The organism is Flavobacterium sp. B114r, from assembly GCF_056824125.1.
On record NZ_CP124858.1, the window covers coordinates 4346747 to 4358720 of the forward strand.

Annotated in this window: 6 protein-coding genes; all 6 read right to left on the minus strand. The window is 35.2% G+C overall.

Going from position 1 to position 11974, the window contains the following annotated elements:
* Positions 1-74 precede the first annotated feature (74 nt).
* The 6 genes from QLQ94_RS18380 to QLQ94_RS18405 all read right to left on the minus strand — a co-directional run bounded on the left by QLQ94_RS18380 (position 75) and on the right by QLQ94_RS18405 (position 11870).
* Positions 75-1778, minus strand: coding sequence for a polysaccharide lyase (locus tag QLQ94_RS18380; RefSeq protein WP_482498077.1), 1704 nt, complete (start codon positions 1776-1778; stop codon positions 75-77).
* An 88-nt stretch (positions 1779-1866) separates the two neighbouring features.
* Positions 1867-3849 (minus strand): RagB/SusD family nutrient uptake outer membrane protein, encoded by a 1983-nt coding sequence (locus tag QLQ94_RS18385; protein WP_271334163.1) that lies wholly within the window; start codon positions 3847-3849, stop codon positions 1867-1869.
* Between the two features lie 19 nt (positions 3850-3868).
* Complete coding sequence (locus tag QLQ94_RS18390) at positions 3869-7252, minus strand: SusC/RagA family TonB-linked outer membrane protein (protein WP_271334162.1); 3384 nt, start codon at positions 7250-7252, stop codon at positions 3869-3871.
* Between the two features lie 739 nt (positions 7253-7991).
* Positions 7992-8774 carry a rhamnogalacturonan acetylesterase gene (locus QLQ94_RS18395; RefSeq protein ID WP_271334161.1) on the minus strand — a complete coding sequence of 261 codons (783 nt, stop codon included), beginning with the start codon at positions 8772-8774 and terminating at the stop codon, positions 7992-7994.
* A 13-nt stretch (positions 8775-8787) separates the two neighbouring features.
* Positions 8788-9774, minus strand: a complete 987-nt coding sequence (locus QLQ94_RS18400) for a pectinesterase family protein (RefSeq protein ID WP_271334160.1) — start codon at positions 9772-9774, stop codon at positions 8788-8790.
* 74 nt (positions 9775-9848) lie between these two features.
* Entirely contained in the window at positions 9849-11870 is a 2022-nt protein-coding gene (locus QLQ94_RS18405) for an aceric acid hydrolase (RefSeq protein WP_271334159.1), read from the minus strand.
* Positions 11871-11974: the final 104 nt, after the last annotated feature.

Genomic DNA, 11974 nt, shown 5'->3' on the forward strand with positions numbered 1-11974 from the left:
ATAAAATCTGCCTCATCTGTGGGCTATTTTTTCTCACAGATTAGGCAGACTTTTTTACTTACTTTCTCTCTGGATTATTCTTGTATGGACTTTGTTAAGGTCTCATGATTGTTACTTAAATCTTTCCAGTCTGTTTTTTGATTTGGATCTGTTCCGTTAAGATATTCTTCGATATTAGAATATCCGTCATTATCAGTATCTAATTTAGCATCTGAAGGATCATTTGGATTTAATCCTTGTTTCTTTTCCCATTTGTCCGGCATACCGTCTTTGTCTGTGTCAACATAAGGTTTTCCTTTGTATTCTGGATATCCTCCAACTTGAGAGATATCCGTGATAATTCCTTTTTTATAAGAATCCATCGGTAAACGTCTGTGTTCGAACTGGTAGAATGTTTTTTTCTCCAATCCTTTTGCATATTCAGGAACTCCTGTTTTTACTGTTCTTACGATTCTTTCGTCTACTTTATCTCTGATTGGTAATGTTGCTCCTACGTTTTTAAGTACAAAATCATAAGACTCTTCTGCAGTCATAAATTTATTGAACCAAGGCATCGGAAATGGTCTGTCGCTTTTCATTTTAGCAAAAAAATCTTTAGCTTCGTCATACGCCATTAATTCACCTTTTTTATTTTCGATCTGAATTCCACCGTCCCAGTTGTCTTTTGTAACTTTTTCGTTGTTGTTAACGACGTTACCGTTTACATACGCTCTACCAAAAACCATATATGGCAATTTGCTTCTTCCTGATTCCGGTTTTAAAATTCTGTAGCTAATTGGCTGAGTCAAATCAGTTACAGGACCTGGCTTATAAAAGTTATTGATGATATTATAATTTGCTGTATAATCTCCTCCGTCTGTTGATCTGTTGTACCAGTTGAAAACGACGTTGTTTACAAAATTGAAAATACCATTCCATCCAATCGAAGGATTTCTACCGGCATTGTTTGCCCACATGTTTCTAACAAAAGCACAATTTTCTCCTCCTAAAGTACTTCCAAAAGCATGATTATAAGTATCTAATGCTTCTCCAAATAAACTATTTTGAATCGTAATATTTACTGTAGGTTTCTTTTCGTCCGGATAACCTGCACCAGGACTGTACATATGTCTGTAAATTGACATATTCTCGTCTAATCCCCAAGTTGCTGATACGTGATCGATCATAATGTTCCCCACCGGATTTCCTCCAATAGCATCATCACGACGGCCTACAAAAGTTTCTCCACGACGGAAACGCATATGTCTGATAATTACGTCATGCGTATCGATCCAAACAGATTCTCCTGCAATACAAATTCCATCACCCGGAGCAGTTTGTCCTGCAATTGTAATATAAGGTGCACGAATGATTAACGGGCTTTTGATTTTGATAATTCCGGCAACATTAAAAACGATGATTCTTGCTCCTCCTTTTTCACAGGCTTCACGCAAAGTTCCCGGTCCTCTGTCTTCCAGACTTGTTACTGTATAAACATTTCCACCACGACCTCCATAAGTAAACATTCCTCCACCTTCGGCTCCCGGAAATGCAGGAATCTCTGCTTGTGGTAAATCATTTGGTCTTGATGCCCACGGAATATATGGTTTTCCGTGCTTAGCTTCTTCTTCGATAATTACGAGTGCTTTTTCCCACGCTTCGTCAGAAAGTCTTGAAGCTTCGTCTTTAATTGCCTTTTCTTGTTCCTGAACTTCTTTACTTAGTTTTGGATATTGAGCGAAACACTTTGCACTTCCTAAAAAAAGCAGAGTTGCGATAAATAATACGGAATTTTTCATGTTAATTTTTACTTTTGGTAATTCTTTTTAAACAAATCACCTGTATTAAAAAGAATACAGGTGACCGTTTTTATGTGTGTTTTTATGTTTATTCTTGATAATTTAGGGTTCCACTTCCACCATTAGCATCATTCCATCCAATAGTTTGAAGCAACCATGTATTTTGTGTTAATGCCGTACTATTCAATCCGTTTATGTAATAATTTGGATTAAACTTAATTTTGACCGCAGCACCATTAAAATTATCCATAGGTGTAACTAAAGGTGTACGTGTAAAATTAGTATTATAAAAAGTTGCTAATGTTGCCAATTGAGCCTGAAAATTAGCGGCATCTGGATCTGCAACTACATTTGCACGTGCTGCTGCCAAAGGATCAGTCGATATTGATGCGGCTGTATTTTTATACTGTAAAAAGTTCCCTGTACGTTGTGTACCATTAATGGGTGCTAAACCTAACTTACTAACTGTACCACCAGTAACTCCGGGAAGCGTCTCATTATCATAAAGCATCCAACGCTGTACATCCCAAAAACGTTTTCCTTCATAAGCCAATTCGATTCTGCGTTCGTATAATACAGCTTCTATCGCACTGTATTTATCAGATAATGTTCCGATTCCGTAATTATTTGCAGAAGGTATTCCTACACGGTTTCTAATTCTTCCTAAATACGCTACAGTATTTCCTGTTTGTCCTAATGCTGCATAACATTCAGCAATGTTCAATAGTAATTCTGCATAACGATATTCAAAAATATCAGTTGGCGAATACTGGTAATTACTAGAATTAGAGGCTGTCAAATTCGTCATTTTTCTAACAAAAGCTGGGCTTGATGCTGAACTGTTTCCATCTGCGTAACCAATTTTACTTGATGCATCTAACCAACGGTATGTCCAAAGAACAGCAGTCGTATTTTCTTTGTATGCCCATCTCGCTCCGGAGAAAGCGAATGTTCTGTAAAACCTTGGATCACGATTTACGAAGAACGTAAAATCATTATATCCATTTGCAGCTGTAGGTCTTCTACCATCTCCCATTGGGAATAAATCTATCATTTCTTTAGGCGCAGGTGTACCACCTCCAACACCACCCTGACCTTGCAAACGAATTGCTCTTTCCCAAGAGTTATTCATAGTTTGAGCATTATTATCAGACTTAGTAAATTGTACTGTAATTGCTTCCGGACAAAAAGCATTATCAACAAGAAACATTTGCTCCCATTGTTTAGCACTATTTCCAACTAATCCATAACCATCTGCTGTTAATTGAGCCTCTGCTGCTAATCCTGCTTTCAAGGCGGCATCCCAGCGGTCATTAGAACCATCCCAGTTTTTATTGAATAATGGACTTGCATAGGTCAATAATACACGTGCTTTTTGAGCCATAGCTGCACCTTTTGTAACACGTCCGTAGTTTGTGGATGCCGAAGCCCAGGTTCCAGGCAGTAAACTTGCCGCCATATCAAAATCTTTCACAATCTGATCTACAACTTCAGAAACTTTTGCTCTTGGTAATTGAATTTCAGGATTATCTGCTGCTGCTGCCTGAACTGTCGTTACAAGGGGAACCCCTCCATAAGTACGCATTAAATCAAAATATTGCAAAGCACGCAAATAATACATTTGTCCTTTTGCCTGATCGCGAAATGTTTTATCAAGGGTGGCTCCTTTTACATCGATATCTTCTAATAAATTATTACACTCTCTAATTCTATTATAAGGACTATTGGTAATACCTGTTCCAATTTTAGCCCCATAATACGCACTGGCATCAGCTGCATTTATTAGGGTTTTATTTGGATTGATATAATCCTGTGTACCTCCTAATTCTTCAGTAAGTTTTGAATTTGTGTCTGTGTAAGATCCCACTACGCTTTGTATTGGTGATTTAAAAGCACTAAAAAAGTCATAATACTGATTATCGACATAAGCTTGTGTACGTTCCTGACTTTGATAAAAAGTATCATCATATGAACCGTAATTTTTCTTTTCTTTAAGAAAATCATCACTACAGGAAACACCTAAAATAAGTGTAAGTGTTACTGCAATATATATATTAAATTTTGTTTTCATAATTGTCTTCAAATTAGAATTAGAATGAGATGTTGAAATTAAGCGACCATGTTCTAAGTGTAGGATATCCTACAGAAGAGTTGTCATACATATTACGGTAACGATTTGGATAAGGATTGTATAAATCCCAAAGGTTTGTACCTGTTACACCTAATGTTATAGCTGCAATTTTAGTATCTGCAAAAACTTTTTTAGGGATATCATAACCAATACTTAAATTTCTAACGAAGCAACGGAAAGTGTTTAGTTGCCAAAAATCTGAAGGCCCTGACATATATGCCCATTGTGCCATATTAGGATATTTTCCGTTTGGATTATCATCTCCGTACATATCATTCCAGAAAGTTTCATGCGACCACATACTTGCTGCACTAGAAGTTCCTTGTTGTACTAAATCAACAAAAGTAGCACCTCCCCATGAAGTTGATATTTGAGTTCTGAAGTAAAATCCTTTTGCTTTAAAACCTAAGTTTGTAGTAAAACCCCAAGTTCTACTGCTATTAGCCAATTTTACGTAATCATTCTCTTTCATAATCTGACCGTCTGGTGCTCCTAAAGTTCCATCAGGATTAAGTTGTCCTGCAACATCCTGATACGCTAATGATCCTTTTCTGATTCCTGAAGCAGAATTGATGTCAAAATATCTTGGTACCGTACCAGCTGCAGTAGCACGCTCAGTCAAATAAGACCAATAATTAGCAATATCAGCATCTGTACGTAAAATACCATCTCCTGTAGAAGTTCCCTTCCATGTTGCAAATCCCCAAACAGGATTAAATCCTATCGATTGTCCTTCTCTAACAGCGTTATTAGATGGAGCTACAACTGCCTGAGTTGGATATTTTTTTACCTCGTTATTGGCATAACTAAAGTTTATACCTATATTATAACTAACATCACTTTTTATTTTATCACTCCAATTAAGGCTAAACTCTGATCCCCAAGCATCAACAGCTGCATAGTTTTGTTCTGCAAATGCCCCACCAATAGAAATTGGCACACCAGCAGCACTACTCATATCTGTTAACATATTTGAAGTTTTATCATAATAAAAATCAGCTGTAAAATTTAATCTGTTATTTAACACATTAAGATCAAAACCAAGATTATTTTTTATTGTAGTATCCCAGGTTGCATCTCTGTTTGGATTTACTCTAGGTGTCAAACCTGCACCATTTAATCCTCCTTTATCTCCAAATTGGAAACCTTTGTCCACAATAACATCATAAAACTGAACCCACTTCCAAGGCTGAAGATTATCTTTTCCGGTTTTACCAATAGAGTAACGAATTTTAAAGAAATCGACCCACGGTATGTTATTAGAAAACCACTCTTCTTTAGACATTACCCAACCAACCTGAAGTGATGGAAAATATCCCCAGTAGTGTTCCGGAGCAAATTTAGTCGAGGCATCACTACGGAAAAGAAATTGTGCTAAATATTTTGATTTATAACTATAGTTAATACGCCCAAAATAAGAAAGTGTTCCTCCCTCTACTTTTGTTGCAATACTATTTGAAGCATTAAGGGTTCCAGCTGTGGCATAATTTCCCAAATAATCTTTAGAGGTCTGTTCGTAAGCCAATCTGGTAGTTGTATTATAAATTTCAGAAGCTTCACCACCTACCATTGCACCAATCTGATGCTCACCAAAAGTTCTTTCATAGTTGATCATAAAATCTCCCTGAGTACTCTTACTGTTACTATTGTTATAGTATACTCTTGAGTTTCTGATATTTGTTTCTAAAAGGTAATCACCTTGAGGATTAGTAGTTTGATTATAAAAACTTGGATCAGCTGCGCTTGCAAGGTGATTATCCTGTGTTTCATAATTTCTAATTCTTACCAGGTCATACGGTAATTGAATTTGTTCTGTATAGTTAGAACTTTGTGTCCTTGAATAGGTCACTTTAGCAGAAAGTCCTTTTACAGCAGCGACTTTATAATTCAGCGAAGCATTTACGTTAGTCGAATTGTCTTCACTAATTTGATGTGAGCCATTATTTAAATTCGCAAAATAGTTCCATCCCGCAATTGTATTATTTGCATTTGCACTTCCTAAATTTTTATTTGAATTAGGAAACGGCGATACATAATACTGTTGCCCCCCAATTGTTGTCTGCCATGGTACGTGTTGTGGCATGTGTAGCAAGAACCCATAATCAGCCTGTTCTCCTCCCGTAGAAGAAGCAAAACTACCATCGCTAATATTTGCAGATGCTTTACTAAAAGTTTTATCAATAGTTCCTGTAGTCCCTGAAATAGAAGCAGATAATTCTAAATTTTTTGCAATTTTGGCATTAAGTCCTGTACGATAATTCCATTTATCATATTTTTGGTATCCTAAATTGGCATCCTGAGTAAAATATGTTGCTCCTGCAAAATAGGTAATATCTTCACCACCTCCACTCACATTGAAGGAATGTTTTTGTTGAATAGCTGGTTTCCATGCTTCTTTTAGCCAATCATAATCCAATCCTTTCATTTGTTCCAATTCAGCTGCAGAATACAATTTAATTGGATCAATAGTTGGTGTTTGATTCGTTAGAAATCTATTACTAAAAACTCCAAATTCGTAAGCATTCATCGTTTTACTATGACTCACAGCATCATTTACTGCAAACTGACTGTTATAGGAGAATTTTGCTTTACCTGCTTTACCACGTTTCGTTTTTACAACAATCGCTCCTTGTGATGCGCGAGCTCCGTAAATTGCAGCAGACGCATCTTTTAAAACCGTAATACTTTCGATCTCTGAGGCATCTAATCTATTGAATTGCTCTAATGTTGGTTTACCATTCATTGGATCTACCTGAATCATATCATCAATGATTACTAAAGGTATTGTTGAATTTCCATCTTTTGAGAAACCAAAAGATTGTCGGATTTGAATACTTGAAGCATCTCCTGGTCGCCCTGAACCTCCTGAAACAGAAAGACCCGGAACCAATCCTTTTAGAGCATCAGATAAATTAGCTACAGGCAAATCCATCAAATCATCTGCTTTTATCGTAGCGATAGCACCTGTAAGTTCTTTTTTCTTCTGGGTACCATAACCTACCACAACAATATTCTCTAATTGGTTAGAATCTTCGGTTAATTTTGCATTAAGAATATTACGTCCGTTTAATGGTAATTCTGATTTCTTCATTCCAATGAAAGAAAAAACCAGAGTCGATCCAGTCTTTACTTTTATTGTATACTGCCCGTTAAAATCTGTAGTTACTGTATTTTTTGAAGATTTTTCAGTTACGTTAACTCCGGGTAACTGGCCTCCTAAATTATCGGTAACAGTTCCTGTTACAGTTACAGTAGTGTAAGTGGTTGAGTTTTGAGCATAACTCATCACTGTCATTAATGTAAACAAAAGAAAACTACATCTTTTTATAAGTGCTTGTTTCATAAATGTTTTTTTTTGGTTAGGTTAGTAATTGTTTAAGTGTTTGCCATGTTTAATATGTTTTATTAATAAACAAAATCTAAATAAATCCTAAATCGTTTATTAAATGTCCAAAACACATTTATTAATTTTGATCCAAAAATATAACGATTGCGTATTACAACCGTCCTGTGCTATCCTGTTAAAATAGTATTATCCCAAAAAATTACACTTAAAAAAACAATATTAATAAAAAAAAGAAAAAAACAATATGTGTATCAGAAAAAATAAAGAAAATGTTTGACTATAATCCAATACAAAAACCTGTTTTATAGAAAAAGAAGAAAAAAAAGCAGTAAAAGTAATTGTAAGCTGTTTAATTCGTAAAACTCATAATTTGTATGTTGATACAGAATCAATTAAATAAGATATGTCTTTAATCTCTATTTTAGTTTTCATGTAAAAAACACACTTGTTAATTAATAAAAAACCTACAGTAGCTATTAAAAACACTAATAAAAACTTACTATAGATTTTTTTTAAAATTTTATTTTTTTAAACGTAAATTCTGACCAATTAAATTTGGCAAGATGTTTACAGTATAAAAAAACCTTTTTTGTTTAACGATATTAAGGGATTATCAAATTTTTAAAAGAAAAAAAAGTGAAGGATCCTACCGTCTGGACGCAAGTTTAAGAATAATACGAATGTCACGAATTGCCACGGGATTTGTTTGTGACACTAATTTCATATAGGTGAAGAACTATTCTTTTTTCATGGCATCAAACACTAATCTTGCGACTTCTATCCCTCCGGCAGTTTGAAAATGTGTATTATCTTTTTGTCCGTTAGGGTAAGCAGGAAATACACCACCCTCAAAATTCATGAAGTAATTTGTCGTAACAAAATCCTGTCCTTTAGAAGAAAAAAACTTCATAGACAATTCGTTTAAATCTATTAGCCTAACGTTCAATTCTTTTGCCACATCTTTTACCGCTTGCGGATATTCGCCATGAACGTTTGTTAACTTCACTTCTTTCCATGGATAGTTTCTCGCAACCGGAGTCAAAAGTATGGGTGTCGCTCCTTTTTCTCTGGTTTGATTGATGAAAAGGCGTAAAAATTCTTTATAACCTTCAATGTTTACATAACGTTCTGTTTTTTCAACCGATGCATCATTATGTCCAAACTGCATCATTACCATATCGCCCTTTTGAAGTGATTTATAAACAGCAGCCCAACGTCCTTCCTGAAAAAAGGTTCTGGTACTTCTTCCTCCTTTGGCACGATCATCGATTTTTACTTCGGTAGCATTTCCTATACTACTTTTTACAAGTTTCAAACTGTCTTTCTCGAAAAAGGGCTGAAACATTTGCCCCCAGCCTACCTGAGGAAATTTCTTGGTTTGATAGTCTTCTTCCAGCGAATAATCTGCAACTGTTGAATCTCCTATTAAATAAATTGTCATGGTTTTAGATTTAAAACTAAAAGCGCTCAATATTAAAATTGAGCTTATTGTAATGATAGCGATTTTGAAATTTTTCATGAGCGTCTATTTGTTATTTATTCGGATTCCATCCATTAAAAACTAATTCTCTTTTGTATTTATTGATATCTGCCTTTTTAAGCTGATGTGACCATGAAACTCTTTGAGCTACGTTTTTGGTACTTTGTCCTTTACTACCATATTCTGCATAATAAGCCGTTTTATCTTTATCAGGAAATCTTGTATCAATCCAGGCATTCCAGCCTTCAGGTACAATATGCGAACCTATGTCTGTATTTATAAAAACAGTTTGTGCATAAGGTCTCCATGGTCTTCCCAGATAGACTTTATCAACTGTATTGTCTTTTGCTGTAAGCCTGCAATCAGTAAAAACAAAACCATAAGGCTGATCTTTAGGAGTCGAAGCAGCTGTAATATAGGAATTACTTAAACTTTCTATAGTACATTTATAAAAATAGGCTGTCGCGGCTCCAAAAATAAAATCTGTTGTACCATTTATAAAACAGTTTTCAAAATAGCTGCGTGTATTGCCTTCGGATAAATATAGCGTATCCTGATTTCCTAAAATATTGCAGTTTTTTACTATAACCCTATCACTTTTGATATGCAGTGCCACTGCCTGCCCTACTTTTCCTGCGGTATTTTCGACCGTTAGATTTTCGAGTGTACAATCATTTCCCTGTATTAAAAACGAATAGGAAGTTGAAGTACCAAATTCTTTCTTGCCAGATGCATCTATTTCTCTAACTGGTTTTCCCGAGTAATCATCAAATGAAATAATAGTTTTATCTCTGTCAGTTCCTTTTAAAGTAATAAAATTTTTAGAGGCGGGAATAACCAATTTTTCCTTATAAACTCCGGGTTTTATTGTTATTACCACGTGTTTATCTGCATTATCTCTAACATTATTAATGGCTTCCTGAATGGTTTTAAAATCCCCGGATCCATCTTTTGCAACGGTTAGTTCTAACCGATTATCAAGGGTTTGTGCGCGTACAAAAGGGATTGCTAATAAAAATAAAGCTAGAATATATTTCATGATTTTTTAATTTAATTGATCTCAATATCTTTGTCAAAGTATAAAACTTTGACAAAGATTATATATGTTATTTTTTAGTGTGACATCCAAACGGTCATCTCCCCTTTTCCTTTATTTCCCCATGCAAAATACGGAATCAATTTTATAGTTACCGATTTTCCGTCTTTTGCCGAAATTGGCTTGTAAAGTGAATACTTCCATGAATTGTCCTGCGCTATAAAAGACGTCGCCTCAATCGTCATCAATTTTCTGTTCTTTAATTCTGTAAAGTCAATTTTGAAATCTGAATTAAGATTTAAAACGACATCATTTACACTCGAATTCACAGGAAGCTGATCTGATTCTAAGCAATATACTAAAGGTCCTCTTTTTACAGCGACCTGATTTTTAACTTCTTCTACTAAAGGATTGGCTTCCATCAACTCTACTGGCATAGGCAGATTTAATTCGATTACATCTCCTTTTTTCCATTTTTGATTTACTTTGAAATAGGTGCCTGAAATAATTTTATCCTGAATTTTAGAATTGTTTACAGCAACTTCAGCACCACTGCTCCAACCCGGAATTCTTAAAAAGAAAGTATACTTATCCTTTGGTGCTTTTACAATTTTCAATGTTATTTTTCCGTCCCATGGATAATTAGTTTGCTGTTCTATTTCTAATGATTCTCCGCTTAATGTTTTTGTATTTAAAGTATTGCTTCCGTATAAATTTACAATTAAACCTTCTTTCGAAAGATTATAAGCGTAATTTCCAACTTCAGCAATGGTTCTTGTGACATTTGGTGCGCAGCAATTGGATAATTTAATGTAGCCTTCGCGTTCATTTCCCCATCTTTGATGAAATGGTAAATCATCAGAAACATTCAACGGATTGTTGTAACAGAATTTATCTCCTTCGAGATTAACGCCTGATAAAACGCTGTTGTATAGTGCTAACTCGACAATGTCAGCATATTTTGCTTCTCCTGTAATTTGCAGCATTCTCCAATTCCAAAGGACATTTCCAATATTGGCACAAGTTTCTGTATGCGCCGTAGCATTTGGCAATTGAAATGGTCGTCCATAAGCCTGATGAATTTTTTGAACGACAGTAGGATCATAAGAAGTTCCGTCTGGCGAAACTCCATCGTATAAAGCCCCACATGCTCCGGTAATATACATTTTTCGATAGGTAACATCATCCCAAATCGATTCGAGATTGTCCAGTAATTTCTTTTCTCCGGTCTCTGCATACAAATCAGCAACGCCAGCGTAAAGATAATTGGCTCTTACAGCATGCCCCGTTGCAGTAGTTTGCTGCCTGAACGGAACTCTGTCCTGATTGTCATCAGTTCCGTCTTCTGTCGTTCCTCTAATATCTATTAAATTATTGGCAAGCTCTAAATATTTTGGATTTTTGGTGGTTCGGTACATTTCGACAATTCCCATATAATGTGATGGACAAATAGCATTTCGCGCCAATTCCGGTGATGCTTTTTTATAAAAATCATATAAATAATCAGCAACTCCTTTTGCTATATTCAGAAAATTTATTTTTCCGGTAGCACGATAATGAATACAGGCAGCCGTCATCAAATGTCCCATATTGTATTTCTCAAAACCCAATTGTTTTTTTACTTCTTCCGGACCTAAAGTTCCCCAACGTTCATCGATTAAAACCGGAGTATGAATGTAACCGTCTTTGCGCTGTACTTTTGCAAAAAGTGCAATCGCTTTATCCATCTGCTGATCCAGTTTTTTATCTTTTGTTACCGCATAAGTGGCCGCCATTCCTTCAAAAATTTTATAAAAATCTCCATCATGGAAAGAAGGTCCGCTGAATTTTCCTTTCATCAATCCTGCTGCAATTTCGAAGTTTTTATAAGCATGTGAAACCGAATCGTTATGATACAAATTCCACATATATGGCAACGTATTTTTAGTTTCTACATCAAATTGTTCTTTCCAGAAACCGTTTGTCCATTTTACATCTTGAAGACCAACACTTTGTAATTTAGAATATGGGCTTTCAGAATTGGCTACTAATCCTTTGTTCTGTGCCAAAAAGGAAGTAGAAAAAAGTATTGTCGATAATAAGATTATATGCTTTTTCATTTTGAATATGTTCTTGGTATTGTGGTTGTAACGCTGATGACACGGATTGCTAAAGCAAAACACGGATTATTACGGATTTTTTTTATCCGCTCATATAAGTAAAA